Genomic DNA, 23163 nt, shown 5'->3' with positions numbered 1-23163 from the left:
CGTATCTTTGTATGATACGCTACCTTTTTATATAATGCCAAGTACATTTAAGAATACGATAATAATCGCAATTGGTGCGATATACCGAAGTAAGAATAACCATAATACGAATAGTTTATAACCTTTATTTTTACTTACACCTAGCTCTTTCATTAATACATCTTTCTTCATTTTCAAAGGAACAAAGATAGAAACTAATAATACACCAAGTGGCATTAATACGTTACTTACTGCATAGTCCGCTAAATCAAAGACTGTCTTTCCGAAAATCTTCAGATCACTTAATATACCGAATGATAATGCTGATGGTACCCCAACAACGAAGATTAATAACCCTACGATTAAGGCCATTTTTTCACGTTTCCCTTTACCTTTTGATGTTAACGACGCAACACTAATTTCTAACATCGAAATTGCTGATGTAATCGTAGCGAAGAAGAATAGTAATAAGAAAACGATGAAGAATAATTTTCCAAATGCCATTTTACTGAAAATAGCTGGCAATACGATAAATAATAGTCCCGGTCCTTGAGATGGTTCCATTCCGAATGCGAACACAACTGGGAAAATTGCAAGTCCTGCAAGTAATGTAATAACAAGAGTTAATGCTACGATAGAAAATGCTGAACGTGGTAAGCTTTCTTCTTTCGGTAAATACGAGCTATACGTTACCATAACGGCTACCCCGACAGATAACGAGAAGAACGATTGCCCCATTGCGTATAAAATAACTTCTGATGTTACATGTGAGAAATCAGGTTGTAAGAAGAAACGAACGCCTTCTCCGGCACCATCTAACGTAAGTGCACGAACTATTAATACAAAGAATAAAACAAATAGTGCTGGCATGAAATATTTATTTACTTTTTCAACACCATTTTGTACACCTTTACTTACGATAAAAATAGTAATAAGGATGAATAATAGCTGTGATCCAACTGCTAAATATGGATTGGAAATGATTTCACCAAACGTAGCTTCGTATGCTCCATTTCCTTCCCATAGTCTACCTGTAATTGCATTCCATAAATATAATAAAATCCAGCCTCCTACAACACTGTAGAAAGAAAGTAATATGAAACATGTTACAATTCCTAATTTACCTAACCAAGGCCATAACGTTTTAGGAGCAATCTCTCTATATGCATCAACAGCCTCTTTTTGTGTACTTCTTCCAATAACAAATTCAGCTAATAATAGCGGTAAACCAATTAATAATGTGAAACCGATGAAAATTAGGAAGAATGCTCCGCCTCCTCCAATGCCGGCCATATATGGGAATTTCCAAATCGCCCCAAGACCAATTGCCGAACCTGCTGCAGCTAATACGAAACCTAATTTCGATGTCCATTGCTGTGAATTCATTTATTAATCTCCTCTCTATCTCTTCTTTTTTGTTACAATTCGGTATTTATATTGTTCTATCAATACTCTTTTCTAATACGTTCACTTCCTCCCTAATAATAAAAAACGCCCCTACGTAAATACGTAGGGACGACAAAAATATCGCGGTACCACCCTAGTTGTGAAGAACACTAAGAAACCACCTAAATAAAAACGCCCCTACGCAAAAACGTAGGGACGATAAAATATCGCGGTACCACCCTAGTTATGAAGCCACACCAAAGTTAGGACCTAAATAAAAAACGTCCCTACGTAAATACGTAGGGACGATAAATATCGCGGTACCACCCTAGTTGTGAAAAAATCTTCACCACTTTATTTGATAACGGTATAAACTACCGTCTTTCATTTCCTCATAATGCGAGATTTATGAAAGATGCTCCAGGACGAACTTCATGAATAATCTATATACTGATTCACACCAACCATCAGCTCTCTGAAATAGGGAGATATTCACTACTATACCCTTTCATTGCCCAAATATTATTTTCCGAATTGATTACTATCATTTTTATCACACATTAAAAATAGTGTCAACTTATATTTTGAATTTTTATGTATTACAATCTATTTAAAAATTCAAAATATAAGTTTTAGTTTAGAAAACAAGTAGATTAGTACATAACGAATTCTAACAGGCAATAGAAAAAGAATTACGTATTATTGATACTTATTCCAGAAGAAAAATCATCTAGAAACATAACCTATCTCTATCTGTATTAGTTTTTAAGAGTTTGATGGATACCAAGAAAATTCCGCATCACTATCCAGTGGTCTATTTTTCGTTTCTTCTTTAATTACACGAAACCATTCATTTAAAATTTGAGTTTTTGGCAATTGAGCAGCAAGGTTATCTTCCCAAATTATATGTGAGAACCAGGCTTTCGTTTCCCATTCAAACTGCAATTGTGCGAACGAAATTATAGGGTGATCAGCTTCACGAAATTGCTCATTTACTGCATTTGAAACTTCTGGAGCTTGCGGTAACAACTCGTTCTGAATTCTATTTTTTATCGTCTCATTTTCTAGCTGATCCCAGAAATACAATTGTCCGTTTATTTGATAAAAAATATCAAATGAAGCCTCACCTTTCTTCAAATTCAATAATACGAAGGCACGTTCCACATCATTGTCAGCTGCTTTTACAGCATTAATAATTATATTTTGTGCCATTGATACCCAGTAACTAGTCGCTTCCTCTACCGGTGATTCAACATACAATTCTTCACTTAATTCATGAAGAGTGGCCTCTTGCTCATTCACTTTTTCAACTTTTTTAAAAAACCTATTAAAAAACCCCATAACTTCCCCCTTATTACTATTTTCTATTTCACAAAATAAAAAATAGATTTTTCTTGCTCATCCACATTTACTCCTGGCGCGTATGTATGAACTTGTTGCAATACTTCTTCTATTAGCAACTCTAACTCCTGCACACTATTTTCTGGACTCCCTATTAATATATCTGCCATACGTTTATATAATTTTTCAGGTTTAATAGTCATTCGTTCCACATTATTAGGCATCCATTTAAACGCTGGATGATGCACGTACATTTTATTCAAACCAAATAAAACACCAAATACATTCCTTTGTACTTCACAAATAACGTCATAAAGCATAAGCCAATCTTTCCGTTTTAAAAGCGCCTTTCGATTGTGCCAACGATTACTTAACCATAGATTTTCTGAAATCATCCGTTTTGCTAGTTCATCTGGATATGCCGCTACTCTATCTTTTAATTCATTCACTTTCCCTTCTCCATACAAACTAACACCATCATGAACAGATGATACAATACATTGTTTTTCATAACTTATATCATATTGATCCACCACATCCGAAATCACTTTCTCTACTGTCTCTGTTAAAAAGTTACTAATCTCTAATTTAATTCCCTCTTTCGTTAAATACGTTTCCGACCATTCTTCTTCCTCATACGGATGATACGATAATATTTTCCCATCAATATGATAAATAGGGGCCCTACGATCCTCATCTTCCGGCGGTGTTGACCATAAAATATGTAATTCTATATCTGAATGTTCATCTTCAAGTTTTCTAGCTACTGAACCCGCTAAAATAATAGCTTCCACTTTCGGATTTTTCCTATAAATCTCTGACATCTCTATCGCTTTCTCTTTTAATCCCATTTCATTTCCCCCTAAAATTGCAGTAATCCCTTATATTTCATTTATCTATTTCGATTTTACAGCTTGCATTACCTTTTCAAATTCCTACTACATCATATTTCTATCCAATAGCGCTGAATAACTTCACCAGTACGAGAAGAAACTACTTCATTTTCTAACACACCGCCAACCTTTTGAATCGTTTTAGCAGAACCGATATTGGATTTATCGCAAGTTATTAACACTTTCTGTAATCCTAATTTTTGTGCTTCAGCTAATGCAAGCTTTAGTTGTTTCGTAGCGTAACCGTGGCGACGTTTATTTGGATGGACACTATATCCAATATGACCGCTTTCCCGTAATAATTCTGGATTTAATCTATGTCTAATATTCACAAAACCTATAAGTTCCCTTTTTTCAAAACTTAAAAACTGGCTAGATGGCACTCGATTAGCTAGTATATTTTCTCCTAGTTCTTGTTTACTCACTTTTTCAAACCATTCATCAAGAGAATCAAAGTTTTGTAAAGAACTACTTCCATGTGGTTGTTCCCCTGATTGTAAAAATGCCTGTCTATACGCCGTAATATGCTCACTATATTCATGGATTGGTTTTAATAGTTTCATTGTTCTTCTCCCCCTCTTCATTCCATAAACCAAACACCTTAATAGCAGCTATTCACTATTAAGGTGTTTCTATCCTTTTTTATTCAAATAACCCCATGCTCAAATAACGTTCACCTGTATCAGGCGCAATACATAAAACTTTTTTACCAACGCCTAGACGTTTCGCTATCATAATCGCAGCGTAAACAGATGCTCCAGAAGATGGCCCAACTAATAATCCTTCTTGTCTAGCTAAATTTCTCATTGTCGTTAAAGCCTCTTCGTCTGCAATTTGAATAATTTCGTTATACACTTCTGTATTTAAGTTTTTCGGAATAAATCCTGGGCTTGTTCCTACTAGTTTATGAGGACCTGGTACACCACCTGATAAAACGGGAGATCCTTTCGGTTCCACTACTGCAATATATAAGTTTGGTAATTTCTCTTTTAACGTTTCACCGGTCCCTGTAATCGTTCCGCCTGTTCCTGCCGTTGCAACAAAGGCGTCAAGCTCTCCATCCATTTGTTCATAAATTTCAAGCGCAGTCGTATAGCGGTGAATATTCGGATTAGCTGGGTTTTCAAATTGTTGCGGAATAAAACTATTCGGTATTTGCTTTTGCAATTCTAACGCCTTCGCAATTGCTCCTGGCATTCTTTGTTCTGCTGGTGTTAAAACTACTTCTGCTCCGTATGCTTTCAATAAATTAATACGCTCTTTTGACATATTATCTGGCATAATTAAAATCGCTTTATACCCTTTAGCTGCTGCATTCATCGCTAAACCAATCCCTGTATTCCCGCTTGTCGGTTCAATGATTGTATCTCCTGGTTTGATGAGACCATTTTCTTCTGCAACGTGAAGTAAATTATAAGCAGCACGGTCTTTCACACTGCGCGATGGATTAAACATTTCTAGTTTCACATACACATCTGCTGCGTCTTCCGGAATAAATTTAGATAATCGGACGACAGGTGTATCGCCTATTAATTCTGTTACGTTTTCACATAATTTCATAGCGCATCCCCTATTCTATCGTTTTCTTATCACTTGGCAGTAACCATGAAGTGAGTCCAATTAATGGTAGACAACTACATAATAGCATAATAAATTGCAGGCTATATATATCTGCTAATTTCCCAAGAACTACTGCACCTAATGCTCCAAGTCCAAACGCAAGACCTACTATTAATCCTGACACCATTCCCACTTTTCCAGGTACAAGCTCTTGTGCATATACAACAATTACACTAAAACTACTTGAACTAATAAAACCGATACATAAAAATAACGGTACGACCCACACAAGTGAGACATGTGGTAATAACAGTGCAAGTGGCGCTGAACCTAACATTGAAAATACGATGATATTTTTCTTACCAAATCGATCTGCTAACGGTCCTCCGAAGAAAGTGCCTAACACACCAGCAATCATAAATGCGAATACGAAATACTGGGCATTTTTTATAGATAAACCATAATGCTCAATTAAGTAAAATTGATAGAAATTCCCGATACCTGCACCGTACCAAGAGCGCACAAAAGTAAGAAAAACAAGAAGTATAATTACGAATTTAATATGTGTACTTACAATTGCATTTTCCGCCTCAAGCGCAGCTCTCTTCTTCCTTCTTACAGCGCCGGTTGCTAATTCATTTTTGTACCAATTCGATACGAAAATTAATAATGCAATTCCTACTGCTGCAAATGCTGTAAAACCTAATGAACCAATTTGACCGAGTGGAACGAAAATTAGCGCTGTAAAGATAGGAGCTAAAGAATTCCCCGTGTTTCCCCCAACTTGATAAATCGCTTGCGCTAACCCTCGTTTTGCACCTGCCGCCATATACGCAACACGAGCGCCTTCTGGATGAAAGACTGCGGAACCTAAACCAATAAATAAAACAGAAATAATAACAATAATAAAGTTTGGTGCAAACGCGAGTCCAATCATTCCAAGCATACTTGAAAACATGCCGAGTGGTAATAAAAATGGTGACGGCTTCTTATCTGAATACATACCAAACACCGGTTGCATAATCGATGACGTCATATTTAACGCAAACGCAATCCACCCTACTTGCATATAGGATAAATTCATCGTTTTTTCCAAAATAGGAAACAACGCCGGTACAACTGCTTGCATCGAATCATTTAAAAAATGTCCAAAGCTAATCGCAAATAATATTCGATATATTGTCGGTGTTTCTACTGTGTTTTTTTGCGAAACTGCCTGCATATGTGAATCGCTCCTTTCTGTACAAAAAATATATTTATTACAGTAGGTGTAATAAATTCTGACTTTTGAAACATTTCTATTCTATACTGCTTTCATTTCTTTTTCCAGAAATATAACTTAACTCCCGTCATTGGCTTGCATCCTTGTAACTTTCAGCCGTAAAACATTATAGAAAAAGGCAACCCAATCACAAACTGGGTTGCCTTTTACATTAAATTGCAAAACGCTTATACTTCTCGTAATCGCTCGTCTTACATTCCACTTCTAGTTTCGTACCTTCATTTTCATAACTCGTTGATAAAACGTGCCCATGATTATTGAAATACGAAACTACCTGTCCTTGATCATATGGAATTAACATTTCACACTTCGTATATTCTTTATAGATGTGTGAGCGAATCATTTCTACAAGTTCTTCAATTCCAACTTGTTTCTTCGCTGATAAATAAACACGATCTTCTTGCACTTTCGGAATTTCAACATCTACCATATCTGATTTATTATAAGCATAGATCGTTGGAATATTTTCTACTCCAATTTTCTTTAACGTTTCATTTGTAATATCAATTAATTGTTCATATTTTGGATTTGCGTAATCTACGACGTGAATAAGTAAATCTGCTTCCGCTACTTCTTCTAACGTTGAACGGAACGCTTTCACAAGATGATGTGGTAATTTACTTACAAATCCAACTGTATCTGTTAATAAGAATGATTTATTATCTGGTAAATCAATATTTCGTACAGATGTTTCTAACGTCGCGAATAACATATCTTTTTCAAATACTTGCTTTTCTTCTGTACCATTATAAATTTCAAGCATTGCATTCATCGTCGTTGACTTTCCTGCATTCGTATAACCTACTAATGCTACAACAGGTATTTCATTTTTCTTACGCTGCTTTCGCTGCGTTTGACGCTGGGCAACGAGCGCTTCTAAATCTTTATTTAAAACTGAAATTTGTTCTTCAATTTTACGACGGTCTAACTCTAACTTCTTTTCACCGACACCTTTATTTTTCGTACCAACGCCGCCGCTCTGTCTTCCTAACGATTCACGAAGACCGATTAAACGAGGCATCATATACTGAAGATGGGCTACTTCTACTTGTAGCTGTGCTTCTTTCGTTTTCGCACGTTGCGCAAAAATATCTAAAATTAAAATGGTACGATCAATTACCTTACAATCTAAATCCTCTTCTAAATTTCGAATTTGTGAAGGAGATAATTCATCATTAAAGATAACCATATTCGCATCTATTTCTTGTACATACGCTGCAACTTCTTCAATCTTTCCTTTTCCGATATAATGCGATGGATTTACTCGTTGTAAATTTTGCGTTACTTGCCCAATTACCTCTACATCACAAGCTTCCGCAAGATTTGTTAACTCTTCCATCGAATATGCAAAATCATCTTCATTACCTACATTTACTCCAACTAAAACTGCTCTTTGTAATACTTCTTCCATATATTTATTCCTCCATTTCGATTACGTAAAATAAAAAACACAGGTCGCTGCCTGTGTTTTCGTAAACGGATAAGGGTTCACCAAAGAAATAGAAGAAAGCTATGCTTTCATCCTATTTTATAGTCAAAAAGTCCCAAGATTGTATACGTATCCACAATAAGTGTTCACCTATACAATCCCATTCTATTTATAAAGGCAAAACAAAAAGAGGGCGTATTCGTCCCTCCCTCTTTTTCACATATAAGCTTAATAAAGGGTTCCTTTAAAATAGGCAGACCAATCCCGTTCACTCTGTACACAGACAGAGCCTTTGAGCGCTATTCAATTATTGGCACAAAGTATTGAGACGTAATCTGATTAAGATCAAAGGAAGCCCCTCCGTTCATTTTAAGTTACATAAAGTGTAGCATAAGTAATTCGCTTTCACAAGGTTTAACAACCTATATCACACTAAAGAAAATCGTTATATTTTTACTTTAATCGTCATTTTTTGCGAGTTTTTTCACAACAAAAATAACAAAAGCAATTATCAATTTTAGAAACTTCTCGTATATTATTTTTACAGCACTCGCCAAATTCCTTCATAGTAAGTTAAGTATTATCGTTTTAATACAACAAAAATCTTTATTAACATTTTTATAACCTGATATTAGTATCAGGTTATAAAAATAAAAGTTAGGAGATGTTTCTATGCATTCTAAATCTCGTATTACTGCAATTGGTACTTATGTTCCAGATCAAATATTGTCTAATAACGATTTAGAAAAGATGGTCCATACGAATGATGAATGGATTTTACAAAGAACAGGAATGAGGGAAAGAAGAATCGCTAGCGAAGAAGAATACTCCTCAAACTTAGCCATTAAAGCAATTAAAAATTTATGTACAACATATAAGAAAAACTTAGAAGATGTCGACTGTATCATTGTCGCTACTACTACTGCTGATTACGTTTTCCCTAGTGTTGCTTGCCAAATACAACAATACTTCAACATACCTCATACACTAGCTTTTGATTTAAATGCAACTTGTGCTGGTTTTACATATGGACTACACGTCGGTAATAGCTTAATCACTTCTGGATCACATGAAAAAGTAGTTGTCGTAGCGACAGAAACATTATCTAAAGTTACTGATTATAGCGATAGAACGACCTGTATTTTATTCGGTGATGGTGCTGGAGCTATTTTATTAGAAAGAGATGAAGACACCCCAAGCTTTATCGCTGCTCACATGGGAACAAACGGTGATGGCGGCATTCATCTATATAGAACAAACTTATCTACTACTATGAATGGCACACCACTGCAAACAAATGAAAAAATCGTTCAAAATGGAAGAGAAGTATATAAATGGGCAACACGTACAGTGCCAAAAGGCATAAAAGATTTAATACATACCGCAAATATGCAAGTAGATGATATAGACTGGTTCATACCCCACAGCGCTAACTTACGAATGATCGAATCTATTTGCGAAAAATCTCAAATTCCAATACAAAAAACATTAACGAGCGTGGAATATATGGGGAATACCTCTTCAGTCACCATTCCACTCGCTCTAGATTTAGCTATAAAAGAAGGAAAGTTAAATAATGGAGACACACTTTTACTATACGGATTCGGTGGAGGACTTACGCATTTAGGACTTATTTTAGAATGGAATTTAATTTAAGTGTATAAAAAGAGGCTCTAGTCAGTAACTAGAACCTCTTCTTCATTTAATTTCTTACCCCTTTTCGAGACCATATCACAACAGGAATAAGTAATAACGCTAACACGCCTCCAGCCAATGACAATGCCGCATAACTTGAATTCGCTACTACCATACCTGACATCGCTCCACCAGAAGCTCCAGCTAGCGCAATACAAACATCTATTTTCCCTTGTGTTTTAGCACGTGTAGACGGTGTTGTGGAATCAACGATTTGTGCTGTACCACTTATCAATCCGAGGTTCCATCCTAGCCCAAGTAAAGAAAGAGCAACGATTAATAATAATAAAGAATCACTTGGCGCTATCGCAGCTATGACACCCGCTGCAAGTAAAATCACTCCACCAGCTATACTCATTGTAGTTCGGCCAATTTTATCAATTAACATTCCTGTAATGAGAGATGGAAGATACATTGCACCTACATGAAAACCTATCACAAGTCCTACTGCACTTAAACCGTGACCGTGGTGTCCCATATGAACTGGCGTCATCGTCATAATCGCAACCATCACGATTTGCGTAAGTATCATTACGATTGCTCCAACTGTAATACCTCGTTTATTTTCTTTCGCTTCTTCTGTTATTGGTTGCCCTTTATATGTATGTTCCTGTTTATATCTTTCTATTATGTTAGCAATAATTAACGGATCTGGACGAAGCATAACAAAAAGAACTAGCCCCGCCAGCATAAATGCTGCTGCCGATAGTATGAACGGACCTGCAAGTTTAGGAACTCCAATTGAATGAGCAAAACTACCCATTACTCCTACTAAATTTGGTCCTGCAACTGCACCGAAAGTCGTCATTACCATCGTAATACTAACAGCCGTTGCTCTCTGCTTCTTACCTGCTAAATCTGTACCTGCATAACGAGCTTGTAGATTCGTGGCTGTACCGGCACCATATATGAGTAAAGAAATAAGTAAAAGAATAATGCTATTCGTTAAAGCTGCCATTACAACACCAATTGCTCCAAATCCGCCTACTATAAACCCTGTTGCAAGACCTATCCGGCGTCCATATCGTTGCGAAAGCTTCCCTACTATGAAAGCTGCTAATGCTGATCCCAATGTAAACATAGCAGTCGGTAATCCTGCAAATGCATCTGTTCCAAGCATTTGCTGCGCAAGAAGTGCTCCCACTGTAATACCAGCAGCTAGTCCTGCACCGCCAAACATTTGTGAAATGCTGACGATTATTAACGTTCGTTTGTATAGTTTTTGTTGCTCCTCTTCTGTGTACACATGATTATCTATTAAAGCCCCTGCCTTATCTAGCAATTCCCCATCCTCCTTTTAAAATTAATCCCTCTTGTTAATGTACTATGTATAATGTTACATATTCAATGGCATTTTCCATTCATACCTTTCATTCAAAAAACTTTCTAATCATACTCGACTTATCCCATGCTATATTAAAAATACTACTATTCACAATACGCAAGGAGAAAACAATGAAAAAACAGGCTAATAGCAGCCTGTTTCCCTTTACACTTCTTCTACTATCCTTCCCCTTCTCTTTTTACTCAAAGCTCTTCCTTCCCAAAACAACAAACTTACGAAAGCACAAATTAATATAATTGGCACACTTGCTTTATATAAATCTGTAAAACTCATAGCCATCTGATTCTTGGCATAATGATTCACATCATTCGAGAATGTGAGTACCTCTTTCTTTATACTTTCCTCTTGTTTTTCAACTTCTTTTGTCACTTGCCTCATAACTTCTTCTCTTTTTACATCCCTATATTCTACTGGAACTTTTCTTAATATTTCATCCGTCTTGTCGCGAATCAATTCTTCCTTCTTCTCTTTACTTAATCCCATTGTCATTGCATTTTGTTTCTTATTTATATTCGATTCTAAACTTTGATTCTCTATTTTTTCTTTAGTTATTTGTAAAATTTCAGTTTGCTCAGTACTATTCACATGAATATTCCGCACCTTTTCTTCTGCATAACGATATACTTTTTCTTTATTTACAGTTAAATTATGAGTTAAGTTAGAGACAAATATTGCAACCGCCAATACAATTCCAACTTGTCGTAACATTGATACAACACTTTGAGAAGCAGTTAACAGTTCTCCTTCAAATGAAGAAGCACTTAAAACTGTAATTGGCCCCACTACTAAACCATATCCAACACCTAATATCATACACGGAATAATAATTTCTATATTTGTTGAATGAACATCAATCATTTGCAACCAATAATAGGAAATCCCTATAATTTGGTTTCACCAATTCACAGGGCCATTTTCTTATTTACTCTTTCACACCTACATCTTGCAAAACTTCAATATCCTCTTTCATTTCATAATAATAAGAAGGCAATTCTATACCATGTTCTAAGAAATAATCCTCTATGAATGAAATAATGATTTTTAACGTTTTCACACGGGCATACAATTTATCGTTACTTTCAATAATATGCCACTTCGCATTTTGCTTACTTGTTTTTTCAAACATGTCTTCCATCGCTTCAACATACTCATCCCATTTTTCACGATTACGCCAATCTTCGTCTGTAATTTTCCATCTTTTCAAAGGATTTTTCTCTCTATCTTTAAATCTCTTTAACTGTTCCTCTTTACTTATATGGTAGAAGAACTTCCCTATTATGTAATGGTCATCTGTTAGTAGTTTTTCAAAACCATTAATCTCATCGTATGCTCTCATCCACTCTTCCTTTGTAGCAAAACCTTCAACACGCTCAACTAACACTCGACCGTACCATGAGCGATCAAAAATGGTAATTTGCCCGTACTGTGGAATTTTGCGCCAGAAACGTTGCAAATAATGGTAACGTTTTTCATGAGGTGCAGGCGCTCCAATTGGATTTACTTGGAACCCACGCGGGTCAAGATGTTCCGTCACCCGCTTAATTACCCCACCTTTACCAGCCGCATCCCATCCTTCCATAACAAGCATAACCGCGATTTTTTCTTCTTTCAAAATTTGCTGTAATGCTAATAAGCGCCTTTGATATTTTTCGAGTTTCTTGTTGTACTTAGATTTTGATTCAATTTTTTTCGTTAAATCTACTTTAGCAAGATGTCCATTTTCCATAAAACGAATCCCCCTTGTTGTATGATAATGTTATTTTAACATATTTTTGGTAATTTTTTCATATCCTAAAAAGCTGTGTAGAAACATCTCTACACAGCTTCCTTCTCTAATTTCACATCTACAAGCACATTTAACTACATTAAAATAAATAATTTATACGGAACTCTTAGTATATTTTTTTTAAAACGTAAAAATAGCTCTTTTAAAAAGGGCAGCAATCTAAATATAAAAAAACAAATTTATTCTTTCTTACTACATACGTAATTATGCCAGCTATAAGAGTAGTGAATAAAATATTGATTCACTACTCACAATAGCCACCTTACATTATATGGTATATTTACTCGTAAAGAGAAGATAATAACAAGTAAATCTATTAAAGAATGGGAGCTCTAAAAAAATGAAACGAAAAATATTAACTCTCTTTACACTTTTATGCTTAGCACTACCAATACAAGCTAGTGCTTACACATTTCAGTCACTACCGATTGCGTCAAAGTCTAAACAATGGTATGTCGAAATTGATAAATCTCATAACTCAAACAAGCAAGCAATCCAGCCAAAACAAGGTGTATTTGATACGTATAGTTTACTCGTAAAAAACATCGGTCATGATGTATCAAACGTATCTGTGGAAATACTTGATAACAATCCTACCTCTAAAGCTACCTTTAAACCTACTACACCTAATGAAAATATTTCTAAAAGTCATACAAGCTTTGACTACATGGTATTCCCATTAGACTTTAATAGTCATAATTTTAAAGTTGTGATTACTTGGGAAGAAAAGAATTTCTCTTATAACGGCCATCCGGTAAATGAAGGTAAAAAAATGAAACAAACATTTGTATTTAATGAAGAATAAGTCCTAATTTCTTTAGGGCTTATTCTTCTCTTTTGAAACCCTCTTGTATCGCTTCCGTCACTTCTTTTGTAATTTCCAATTCTGTTGCTTCCATACTAATTTTCTTGTGCCAAATATGTACGGACGGTTTTTCATTACAAAGATGTTTTATTAATACTAATTGATTATATGCTAGATTATTTTCTATATGGGTAGCGATATAGACTGTAAAATTGTTCGCTTCAAAGACCTTTTCTTCCAAAATGTATTTACTCTCTAATTGCCTCGTTACTATATCTTTCAAGTTTTCTATAGTCATGCATATCACCCCCTTTTCCCATATAATCAATTAAATCGACGAATACTCGGTACAGACAATGCGATTCCAATTGTTAAAATTACTAAACTAGCTAGTGTTATAATAGTTATCTCGCCACCTATGACAGTAGCTAACCAGCCTACAACTACATACCCTAATGGCAATAAAGCAAAAGAACCCAACATATCAAGGCTTGCCACTCTTCCGAATGCTTCTTCTGGTACAAGTTCCTGTAAACTAGTTTCCCAAATGAGTCCAAATATCATCATGCCAAATCCTTCAATTACCATTAAGAATATTAAGGCGGGTGCCCAAGAAATGAATGGCATAATTAATAAAGCAATGCCACTAATTAAAACACCTCCATAAGCCAGTAATCCTCTCTTATGCCACCGCTCTTTCCCACCAAATATTAATGCGGCAATTACAGCTCCACCACCAGAAAAGGCCATGCCAAGTCCATACACGTAAGCTTCAAAATGATGATGAACATTAAATAACCACGGAATTAATACGACGATAATGCCGGCATAACAAATATTTATAAAAGAAAAAACTAAAATTGTAATCCACAGCCACGGATGACTTTTTAAAACTAAAACACCTTCCATAAACTCTTGTTTGTAATTAAGCTTACTCTTTTCAATGGGTTTTACTTTTTTAAACTTAATTTCTTTTAAAAATAATAAACATAAAAATGATAATAAGTACGTTACTGCATCTAGGCCGAAACCTATCCCTGCAGACGCAACCGATACGATTAACCCACCAAGTGCTGGCCCAATTAATCGTATACCTTGATTACTCATTTGAGTGAGTGCGTTAGCTGCATTACGAATTTCAGGAACGAATACTTTCGCCCTTACAGCAGAATATGCTGGTTGGAATATCCCTTCCATAAGTCCGTATAAGGCAACGAGAATATATAAAACTGTAATTGTTAATAAATCCATAAATATAAGCGATGCAAGTAATAGCATTAATATACAGCGGAGTATATCCGTAAATAACATTAATTTAACCCGATCAATTCGGTCTACAATTAAACCTGCAAACGGTAAAGCGAGAATATTAGGTAGCATGTACATTGCCATTGTCATCCCCATCACAACTGTTGAGCCAGTTAATGAATACACAACAACTGGAAGTATGACCATAGTTATCGAACTACCTAAGGCCGAGAGTAATTGTCCAATCCATAAAAATTTAAAATGTGGTGACTCTTTAACTGGCGATAATAATTTACCAACATACCCTAAATCTTTTTCTCTTTGTAATTCCCCTTGCATCTTTCTCTCCTCTTTTCAAATGATTATAGACTTCATAATAAAATGCCGAAAATTAACAATATTCTATTTTAATTATATAAGAAACTATTATGTTATGGTAAAATTATCAAGAAAAATAAAGGAGAATACATTACAATGCCTTCAAATTCACATAACATCGAGCACCGCATCTATACAATGTGTATGATCCAGCGCAACAATGAAGTTTTACTCATAAAACGCCCCAGCCATCGAAGTTTCCCTGGCTACATCGCTCCTGGCGGCAAAGTAGATTTTCCCGAAAGTATCGTTCAAGCCGCTATAAGAGAAGTAAAAGAGGAAACTGGATTACTTGTTTCGAATTTAACTTTTAAAGGATTAGATGAATATGTAAATCCGAAAAGTAATGTTCGGTACATGGTATTTAACTACTGGACAGACTCATTTGAAGGTGAACTTCTTTTAAACCCTCCTGAGGGCGAATTATTATGGATACCAATCGATACAGCACTACATCTTCCTATGCAAGATTGGTTTAAAGAGAGATTCCCATTATTTTTTGAAACAGGCACTTTTGAAATTCAACGTGTTTGGGATAATGAGCTAGATAAACAAATTGCTATAACAATTACACATACGTAAAAAAGCTTGAAATCTCTCCAAGCTTTTCTTACTTCTCCTCTACTTTCTTAATCTTATAATCAATTTCTAAAAACTTAACTCCAAATATCCACATTCTATGATTAGCTTCTAGTATGTGATCCGTGCGCTCTTTTATAATAAAAGTCTCTGCTAATGGTAAACGTATTGTTAAGAACCGAGTATGTAAATAAATCCCCTCATCTCCCTGACCATTTTCTCTTAACTTACTAGTAATGATTAAATCATGACTATCATTATATATTTTCAAAATACCAGTCATATTCGAATAAGGTAAAGGTAAGGCGATATTCATATATGTCTCATTCTTATTTGTATGCTTTGAATAAAGAGCTACAAAAATAGATTCACCTGCTTCATTTTTCCTTAGCCAAGCCCTTACATTCTCTCTTCCATCTTTCTCATCTATTACATTAATGATAGAGCCATGCATCGTTTCCCAATTGCCGCCCATTCCTAAATGTATTTGTCCCACACGCTTACTCATTTTCTCATAACAAAATGCAAATGGGCGGAACCAACGAGCCCATTTAATATTTGATTGCAACTCATACTCTGTTGTATTTTCATAAAAACGAATAATACTTAAAGGTACCTTCGTCACGTCAAATGACTCACTATGAAAATCAGTTATTTGATCAACTAAACCGTTGTATTCCTTACTGCCTACTAAATTGCCGCTATATAAAAAAGCCTCACCAATTGCCACACTTCCTCTTAATTTACTCATTGGTTTCCCATAGTATTTATAATTCGGAACACTCTTTTCGATCATCCAGCCGACAAATGCCGGTAACGCTACTCCAATTCCATTGACAACACCATGAATCCAAACCATTTGAGCAATTGTAATCGTCATTACATGCTTCAAATTCCCGTATGAGTATATAAGTGAGAACATAATTGTAACCATGAGTGTACTAGACGAAACGATTAGAAAAATCTTTGCACTGATAGCATTAAATTTTGCTCTCCAAACGTAAAATCCATACCCATAAATCGCACATAAATATAGAAACACTGCAAAAAATTCAAATATTCTCGAGTATGTAATTCCTATTGCGACTGTCATAGGTGAAATCATGATGATAAACATAATAACATCATATACTTTACTTCTCTTTTCTCTTTTTCTCCCTATTAAACCAGCTGATAATGGCAATAGAAACGCCGAATAATGAAAATGTGCAGCTGTGAGTAAAACAATGTCAGAGCTAAACTGCATAATTGAAAGTTTTGCTACTGAAGCAAAAAACCAAAAACCACCTAAAAACAAATAAATAAACGCACTATCTATGGCGGTCTCTTCTAACGGCTTCCATCCTCTTTCTAGCAATCTACTTACACCAAATAACGCAACAATTCCTGTATATACAAACCAAACTAGCGCAAATACATAGTGATTTGTGACGAAAGCTAGCATTGCACAAATTGCTGCAATTGGATATAAAAACGATACGAATTTATAAAATAATAAATACGATCCATCTCTTTTTCTTTTATCAATAATACAAAGTGACATTGGTATAAATAATAAAACAGATAATAATATAATTGCTTCAACAGGATTTATATTCGACCGCTCACATAATAGAAAAACAACATAACAAGCAAGCCCAAATATTATATTTTTCATATCGTTTATTTCCTTTCCACAAATGTTCCCTTATATGAAAAAAGCGAGCCAATTAACGGGTTTCGTACTTGTACATGAATTCGAAAACACTGTAGTGTTGCATCATAACTTTCAACAATTTTTGCTTCACCATACAAGAATTTTGGCAACGGAATTTTTCTTCCAAACATATAAAACCATTGTTTCTTTGAAGCAATATGCATTGCCCCTAACTCATCGATATGAAAATGTAGTGTAGAAACGAGTAAATGTGGTTCGCCAAAATAATCTACAATTTCATTTTCGTTTTCATCCAATTGCATAACTGCGTTAAAATATCTTTTCTTATTATGAAAATAAAAAGTACGGTTCCACCTTACTAATTCTTGTCCATATTCATCTCGCTCAGCTATGTTTTGTATCGTAAATGGAATTTCCTCTCCTCGTTCCGAGAAAAACATTCGAAACTTCGATGCATTTTTCAATATAAATTTCACGAAAAAAGAGCCACCGTAAATTTCATCCATCTTTCCTTCCCCTGTAAAACTATTCTCTTCTGTAATGGCATAACGCTTCTGCAATTCAGGATGAAGATTTTTATAGGTATCCCCTAATAATCGTTCATACATATTAGCCATACACTTATCCCTTTCTCGCCCTCTTGCAATTTTTCGCGCTTGGTAAATCGAAACTATTTATATAACCGACAATTGATAACCCCATTAGAAGAACATTTAATGTAATCGGATTAAACGGCCCTGTAAAGCTTGCGATATTCGTAAATCCTGCCGCTAACGTTAAAACTAGTAATACAATAATATGCAGTATAAATAATTTTCGTTTTGTTAGTGGCAACAGCCATACGACACCGAAAATTATTTCTAACACCCCAATTATTTTAAGTATATATACACTACTTTCATTTGAACCAATTAATACAGAAAGCATCTTTACTTCTTCTGAATGAGTAAACAGTAGTTTCGGCACTATCCCTTGATATATCCATACAAAAGCAAATAAAAAGCATACGAGCCAATACGTCATTGTTCTTCTAATTAGTAACCTAGGATGAAGCCCCTTTTCTAACCATAATTTTAAGGCATCAAAACTCCAAGCGGTCGCCCAACCTAATAACGGACGAAAAATATAGGAATCTATTACATTTCCTATACGACCAAATCTTGTATCATAATCATATTGTGTCTCAAAATGGATGTATTCTTTATTCGGCGTATACTTCCAATAACCACGTCCTATTTGAATAAGAGATAATGTATTATCCGTCCAAAATTTTAAAGAGGAAATTCTTTCACCAGTTTCTTTTCTTATTTCACCTATTGATTCCCCTTCTCCAGCTATTTCAAGCCCAAATCCAATCTTTGTTTTATACAAAAACTTCTGTGGTTCTCCTTCTTTTTTCTCTAAATACGAAATTTCAGTAAAGCGAGCATCCCACTCTGTATGTATATCTGGTTCTTGCGTATATCTCCATAATTTTTCCATCGTCGTGTTCATTTTTGTCGCAACATAAATAGGCTGTTTCCTTTTCATTCTCCCACCTCCTATGCACTATAAGTTTAATGTACATGCAATGAATTTATTTTGCTACATTTTTCACAAACTTTTCTGTAAAAAGAAAGAATTTTTAAAATATATGTAAAACACTTGATTCCCCGAAAAATTTAAATTATTATAAAACAAATGTTACCAATAACTTCATAAATCAAACACTCTCGCCTAAAACGTGAGATAGAGGTTGCGATACTTATGAGTATTCTAATGGAGACACAGAGATGTCTATGAACTTAGATGAAAGGAAGTATTGCCGAAATTGATAAATTTCTCTGCATTTATCAATTGGGGCTGTTTTCGAATAGAAACAGAACTGTCATATGTACAGACGTGTACGTATGAAGAGCTATCTACAAAAAAGAGATATCATTTTTTATGATATTCCTTTTTTGGCGGTTTTTTTATTAGCTCCGTTTTCTGTTTCCCTTTTCCTGTAACAGCACCATCCTCACTTATTTGAGATGGTGTTTTTTGTTTGTCTTTCTGGTAACTACAGGAGTATTGGGATTTATATATTTCCTAATCTATTCTTAAAAATAGACGAAAGAAGGAATTTGTAATGGAAACAATTGTTCAAAAATTTGGTGGCACTTCTGTCGGAAGCGTCGAACGCATTCAACATGTAGCAAATTTAATTATTGAAGAATATGAACGAGGTCATAGCGTTGTCTCTGTCGTTTCAGCAATGGGAAAAAGTACGGATCAACTTGTCGCACTCGCTAACGCTATTACAGAAAATCCAAGTAAACGTGAAATGGATATGCTTCTATCTACAGGAGAACAAGTAACTATTTCATTATTAACAATGGCACTGCAAGCAAAAGGCTATCATGCAATTTCATTAACAGGATGGCAAGCTGGTATTACGACAGAATCTGTACATAGTAGTGCACGGATTACTGACATTCATACAGATCGTATTCAATCTTATCTTGCTGAAGGCACGATTGTTATCGTAGCTGGTTTCCAAGGTATAAGTGTAGCAAATGAAATTACAACGCTTGGCCGTGGTGGTTCTGATACGACTGCTGTCGCACTAGCCGCTGCACTTAAAGCAAAAAAATGTGATATTTATACGGATGTGACAGGCGTATATACGACGGACCCACGAGTTGTAAAAGATGCTTACAAATTAGATGAAATTTCTTATGACGAAATGTTAGAGCTTGCTAATCTCGGTGCTGGCGTATTACACCCACGCGCTGTTGAGTTTGCTAAAAATCATAACGTAGTTTTAGAAGTTCGCTCAAGTATGGAACAAGAAAACGGAACAATTGTAAAAGGAGAATGTAACATGGAACAACAATCAATCGTTAAAGGTATTGCATTTGAGGATAACATTACACGTGTCACAATTAAAGGACTAGAACAAGGCTCGCTTTCAACAGTTTTCTCTACATTAGCAGCAGCACACATTAATGTAGATATCATCATTCAAAGTATTACAAATGAAGGAACTGTACATCTCTCCTTCTCCATTCACTCGAATGATTTAAGAGAAACTTTAAAAGTTTTGGAACAAAATCAAGAAACTCTTCACTACGAATCTGTAGAACATGAAAATCACTTAGCAAAAGTATCAATCGTAGGATCTGGCATGGTATCTAACCCTGGTGTCGCTGCAAATATGTTCACTACTTTAAAAGAAGAAAATATTCATATTAAAATGGTAAGTACATCAGAAATTAAAGTGTCTGTCGTTATTGACCGCCTTCATTTAGTAACAGGTGTTGAGGCGTTGCATCAATCATTTATGGCGAAAATTGAGCCTTTAGTGCAAATGAGCTAATTTGATATTTTCAGTAACGCTTATAAAAAAATCATATTAATCTACTTCCTTCCTATTAAATAAAATGCTGTTCGTTAACAAGATGCTATATGACATATAAAAAAACACCTTGTCACCTTTTCATATACTATGACAAGGTGTTTTTGACTGAAAGGAATTTGTAACTACTTAGTAGTATAATTATGAGGATGATTAAATAATAAACTTTTATACATAAGGAGATAAGACTATGGCAAAAAACAAATTACTACGAATGGACAATGTCAGCATCGTTGTAGAATCCCTTGATAACGCAATCTCTTTCTTCGAGGAGATTGGCTTGAACCTCGAAGGGCGAGCCACTGTCGAAGGTGAATGGGCTGGTCGCGTAACTGGACTCGGCTCTCAGTGCGTAGAGATTGCTATGATGGTCACTCCAGATGGCCACAGCCGAATTGAACTTTCGCGATTTCTCACCCCACCTACTATATCAGATCACCGAAATACTCCTGTAAACGCCCTCGGTTATCTACGCGTCATGTTCACCGTTGAAGACATTGACGAAATGGTATCCAGACTCACTAAGCATGGTGCAGAGCTCGTTGGCGAAGTAGTTCAATACGAGAACTCGTATCGTCTCTGCTACATTCGTGGAGTCGAAGGAATTTTAATCGGTTTAGCGGAAGAACTCGGTAATAAATAAGCAAGTGACGTTTTATAAAAAAGAGGGAATAGCTCTATATTTAAGCTATTCCCTCACTTCTATTAAAACAGATGAATGTTTTCTTTTTTACAAGCTGCACGTAAATCGTCAGGCCATACAGAAGATTGAACTTCACCGATATGTGCTTTACGTAAGAAGTACATGCACATTCTTGATTGTCCAATACCACCGCCGATTGTTAATGGTAGTACGTCTTCTAGTATACCTTTATGGAAATCATACTCACGTTTGAAGTCTTCACCAGTTTTCGTTAACTGCTCATCAAGTGATTTACTATCAACACGAATTCCCATTGATGATAATTCAAATGAAGATTGTAGTACTGGGTGCCAGAATAAAATGTCACCGTTTAATTTCCAATCGTCATAATCAGCTGCGCGTCCATCGTGCTTTTCACCTGAACGAAGTGCATCACCAATTCCGATAATGAAAACTGCACCATGTTCTTTTGCAATTGCATGTTCACGATCTTTCGGTGTTAATTCTGGATATTTATCTTCTAATTCTTGAGAAGTAACGAAAACAATTTCTTCCGGTAAATACTTTCCAAGGAACGGATATTTTTCAAATAAGTGATCTTCTAAATCTTTGAATATTCCATAAATTGTTTGTACTGTTTTTTGTAAGTAATCGACAGTACGCCATTCTTTTTGAACGATTTTTTCCCAATCCCATTGGTCAACGTAAATGGAATGCGTTGCATCAAGTTCTTCATCACGACGAATCGCGTTCATGTTTGTATATAAACCTTCACCAGCTTCATATCCGTATTCATGTAATGCAAATCGTTTCCATTTCGCTAGTGAATGAACAATTTCTAATTCTTCTCCTGAATGTAACATATCAAATTCAATTGGACGTTCTACACCGTTTAGGTGATCGTTTAATCCTGATTTTTTCGTTACGAATAATGGTGCAGATACGCGGAATAGTTCAAGACGTTTTGCTAATTGGTCCTCGAAAAATGTTTTAACTTCCTTAATTGCGATTTGAGTCTCTCTTACTGTCATTAATGATTGATACATGGTGGTTTCCTCCTAAAATGTTTGGATGTTGTGAAAAGAAGCCAACAAAAAAGCCCTTCTTTCCCAAAAAACTGGGACGAAAGGCTTTGGTTCCGCGGTACCACCCAAATTAGCAACAGAGGTTGCTCACTTATACAATACGGAGATGAAATATCTCGATACTGTTCTTCTTGTAACGGCGAAGTTCCCGGCTAAGTCTACTTTCCTATAAAGGATTTCGGTTAGCAACTCCAGGAGGTTCTTCATAATAGGCTTCGTATCAGGCTCACACCACCCCTGACTCGCTTAAACTACGTCCTACTACTACTCGTCCTTTCATAGTCGTTTTGTTGTCACATCTCTGAAACATTTTATTAATGATTATTCTATACAAAAAATAAAGAAAGTCAACAAAAAGTTTTAAAATATTTTTCAATTCTTTATTTTACGGCTTTATTGATTGTTGTTAATTTAACATCTTTACTTTTTCTGCCTCGTCAATCCAAAAAATGTTTCACTGACCGAAACTAACGTATACACAACAATTAATGTGATCGTTCGGAATATAGAATCCGCAGTATTTCTTATTATTTTCATTTTCTTTATAATTCCTTTCAGTTTACTTGCAATTTCATGATATACTATAGCATTCAAGCAGTTTATTTTTACTTAAAGTAATCATAGTCATTTATAAAGAGTATTTTCTAAATCATTGACTATTATCAAATAAGATTTTTATATAACGGAGTGATC

Annotated in this window: 20 protein-coding genes, 1 pseudogene, 1 riboswitch and 2 other annotated features; of the genes and pseudogenes, 5 read left to right on the top strand and 16 right to left on the bottom strand. The window is 35.2% G+C overall.

Annotation, left to right across the window (positions count from 1 at the left end):
- Window positions 1–27: 27 nt before the first annotated feature.
- From ACTFRH_RS05300 to hflX, 7 genes are all read right to left on the bottom strand, one after another.
- Window positions 28–1365 carry a sodium-dependent transporter gene (locus ACTFRH_RS05300; RefSeq protein ID WP_001088187.1) on the bottom strand — a complete coding sequence of 446 codons (1338 nt, stop codon included), beginning with the start codon at window positions 1363–1365 and terminating at the stop codon, window positions 28–30.
- A 298-nt stretch (window positions 1366–1663) separates the two neighbouring features.
- Window positions 1664–1886, bottom strand: a binding site (T-box leader).
- A gap of 244 nt (window positions 1887–2130) precedes the next feature.
- Entirely contained in the window at window positions 2131–2706 is a 576-nt protein-coding gene (locus tag ACTFRH_RS05295) for a hypothetical protein (protein ID WP_000505538.1), read from the bottom strand.
- Window positions 2707–2729: 23 nt separating this feature from the next.
- On the bottom strand, window positions 2730–3557 hold the full coding sequence (locus tag ACTFRH_RS05290; RefSeq protein WP_000523176.1) for a DUF4037 domain-containing protein: 828 nt from the start codon (window positions 3555–3557) through the stop codon (window positions 2730–2732).
- A 92-nt stretch (window positions 3558–3649) separates the two neighbouring features.
- Complete coding sequence (locus ACTFRH_RS05285; RefSeq protein ID WP_000771275.1) at window positions 3650–4162, bottom strand: GNAT family N-acetyltransferase; 513 nt, start codon at window positions 4160–4162, stop codon at window positions 3650–3652.
- 79 nt (window positions 4163–4241) lie between these two features.
- Entirely contained in the window at window positions 4242–5159 is a 918-nt protein-coding gene (gene cysK / locus ACTFRH_RS05280; protein WP_000762273.1) for a cysteine synthase A, read from the bottom strand.
- Window positions 5160–5169: 10 nt separating this feature from the next.
- Entirely contained in the window at window positions 5170–6381 is a 1212-nt protein-coding gene (locus ACTFRH_RS05275) for an MFS transporter (RefSeq protein WP_001149412.1), read from the bottom strand.
- A gap of 211 nt (window positions 6382–6592) precedes the next feature.
- Window positions 6593–7852 (bottom strand): GTPase HflX, encoded by a 1260-nt coding sequence (hflX, locus tag ACTFRH_RS05270; protein ID WP_000393279.1) that lies wholly within the window; start codon window positions 7850–7852, stop codon window positions 6593–6595.
- Window positions 7853–8542: 690 nt separating this feature from the next.
- Here hflX and ACTFRH_RS05265 point away from each other — a divergent pair.
- Window positions 8543–9526: a ketoacyl-ACP synthase III gene (locus ACTFRH_RS05265; RefSeq protein ID WP_000555747.1), complete on the top strand. Its 984-nt coding sequence runs from the start codon at window positions 8543–8545 to the stop codon at window positions 9524–9526.
- Between the two features lie 46 nt (window positions 9527–9572).
- On the opposite strand, the gene ACTFRH_RS05260 is transcribed toward ACTFRH_RS05265, so the two are convergent.
- The 3 genes and pseudogenes from ACTFRH_RS05260 to ACTFRH_RS05250 form a co-directional block, all read right to left on the bottom strand.
- Window positions 9573–10847, bottom strand: coding sequence for an MFS transporter (locus tag ACTFRH_RS05260; protein ID WP_000884520.1), 1275 nt, complete (start codon window positions 10845–10847; stop codon window positions 9573–9575).
- A gap of 207 nt (window positions 10848–11054) precedes the next feature.
- Window positions 11055–11798, bottom strand: a pseudogene (locus ACTFRH_RS05255) (MFS transporter); the annotation flags it as partial.
- 34 nt (window positions 11799–11832) lie between these two features.
- Window positions 11833–12636 (bottom strand): polyphosphate kinase 2 family protein, encoded by an 804-nt coding sequence (locus tag ACTFRH_RS05250; RefSeq protein WP_000427325.1) that lies wholly within the window; start codon window positions 12634–12636, stop codon window positions 11833–11835.
- A 400-nt stretch (window positions 12637–13036) separates the two neighbouring features.
- Here ACTFRH_RS05250 and ACTFRH_RS05245 point away from each other — a divergent pair, with 400 nt between their 5' ends.
- Window positions 13037–13501, top strand: coding sequence for a hypothetical protein (locus tag ACTFRH_RS05245; RefSeq protein WP_000823344.1), 465 nt, complete (start codon window positions 13037–13039; stop codon window positions 13499–13501).
- 19 nt (window positions 13502–13520) lie between these two features.
- On the opposite strand, the gene ACTFRH_RS05240 is transcribed toward ACTFRH_RS05245, so the two are convergent.
- Window positions 13521–13799 (bottom strand): hypothetical protein, encoded by a 279-nt coding sequence (locus ACTFRH_RS05240; protein ID WP_000151372.1) that lies wholly within the window; start codon window positions 13797–13799, stop codon window positions 13521–13523.
- Between the two features lie 26 nt (window positions 13800–13825).
- Window positions 13826–15088: an MFS transporter gene (locus ACTFRH_RS05235; RefSeq protein WP_001161202.1), complete on the bottom strand. Its 1263-nt coding sequence runs from the start codon at window positions 15086–15088 to the stop codon at window positions 13826–13828.
- 135 nt (window positions 15089–15223) lie between these two features.
- Here ACTFRH_RS05235 and ACTFRH_RS05230 point away from each other — a divergent pair, with 135 nt between their 5' ends.
- The gene (locus ACTFRH_RS05230) at window positions 15224–15709 is read left to right on the top strand and encodes an 8-oxo-dGTP diphosphatase (protein WP_001139829.1); all 486 of its coding nucleotides are present in this window, start codon (window positions 15224–15226) and stop codon (window positions 15707–15709) included.
- Window positions 15710–15737: 28 nt separating this feature from the next.
- Here ACTFRH_RS05230 and ACTFRH_RS05225 read toward each other — a convergent pair whose 3' ends face one another.
- From ACTFRH_RS05225 to ACTFRH_RS05215, 3 genes are read right to left on the bottom strand one after another with little or no spacing between them, the layout of a single operon-like run.
- Window positions 15738–17363 (bottom strand): YndJ family protein, encoded by a 1626-nt coding sequence (locus ACTFRH_RS05225; protein WP_000789393.1) that lies wholly within the window; start codon window positions 17361–17363, stop codon window positions 15738–15740.
- A gap of 5 nt (window positions 17364–17368) precedes the next feature.
- A complete protein-coding gene (locus ACTFRH_RS05220) occupies window positions 17369–17980 on the bottom strand; it encodes a DUF4166 domain-containing protein (RefSeq protein ID WP_000002655.1) in 612 nt (203 codons plus the stop codon).
- 4 nt (window positions 17981–17984) lie between these two features.
- Window positions 17985–18893: a DoxX-like family protein gene (locus ACTFRH_RS05215; RefSeq protein WP_000823952.1), complete on the bottom strand. Its 909-nt coding sequence runs from the start codon at window positions 18891–18893 to the stop codon at window positions 17985–17987.
- A gap of 191 nt (window positions 18894–19084) precedes the next feature.
- Window positions 19085–19271, top strand: a riboswitch (Lysine riboswitch).
- 202 nt (window positions 19272–19473) lie between these two features.
- Here ACTFRH_RS05215 and ACTFRH_RS05210 point away from each other — a divergent pair.
- Complete coding sequence (locus ACTFRH_RS05210) at window positions 19474–20703, top strand: aspartate kinase (protein ID WP_000448071.1); 1230 nt, start codon at window positions 19474–19476, stop codon at window positions 20701–20703.
- Between the two features lie 229 nt (window positions 20704–20932).
- Complete coding sequence (locus ACTFRH_RS05205; protein ID WP_001107266.1) at window positions 20933–21385, top strand: VOC family protein; 453 nt, start codon at window positions 20933–20935, stop codon at window positions 21383–21385.
- A 62-nt stretch (window positions 21386–21447) separates the two neighbouring features.
- Here the strand turns inward: ACTFRH_RS05205 and asnA are convergent, their stop codons facing one another.
- Window positions 21448–22431 carry an aspartate--ammonia ligase gene (gene asnA / locus ACTFRH_RS05200; protein WP_000284914.1) on the bottom strand — a complete coding sequence of 328 codons (984 nt, stop codon included), beginning with the start codon at window positions 22429–22431 and terminating at the stop codon, window positions 21448–21450.
- 69 nt (window positions 22432–22500) lie between these two features.
- Window positions 22501–22759 (bottom strand) — a binding site (T-box leader).
- Window positions 22760–23163: the final 404 nt, after the last annotated feature.

This window comes from Bacillus cereus group sp. MYBK216-1 (assembly GCF_051916495.1).
GTDB lineage: Bacteria > Bacillota > Bacilli > Bacillales > Bacillaceae_G > Bacillus_A > Bacillus_A thuringiensis_K.
This window is presented reverse-complemented; position numbering and strand designations above follow the sequence as displayed.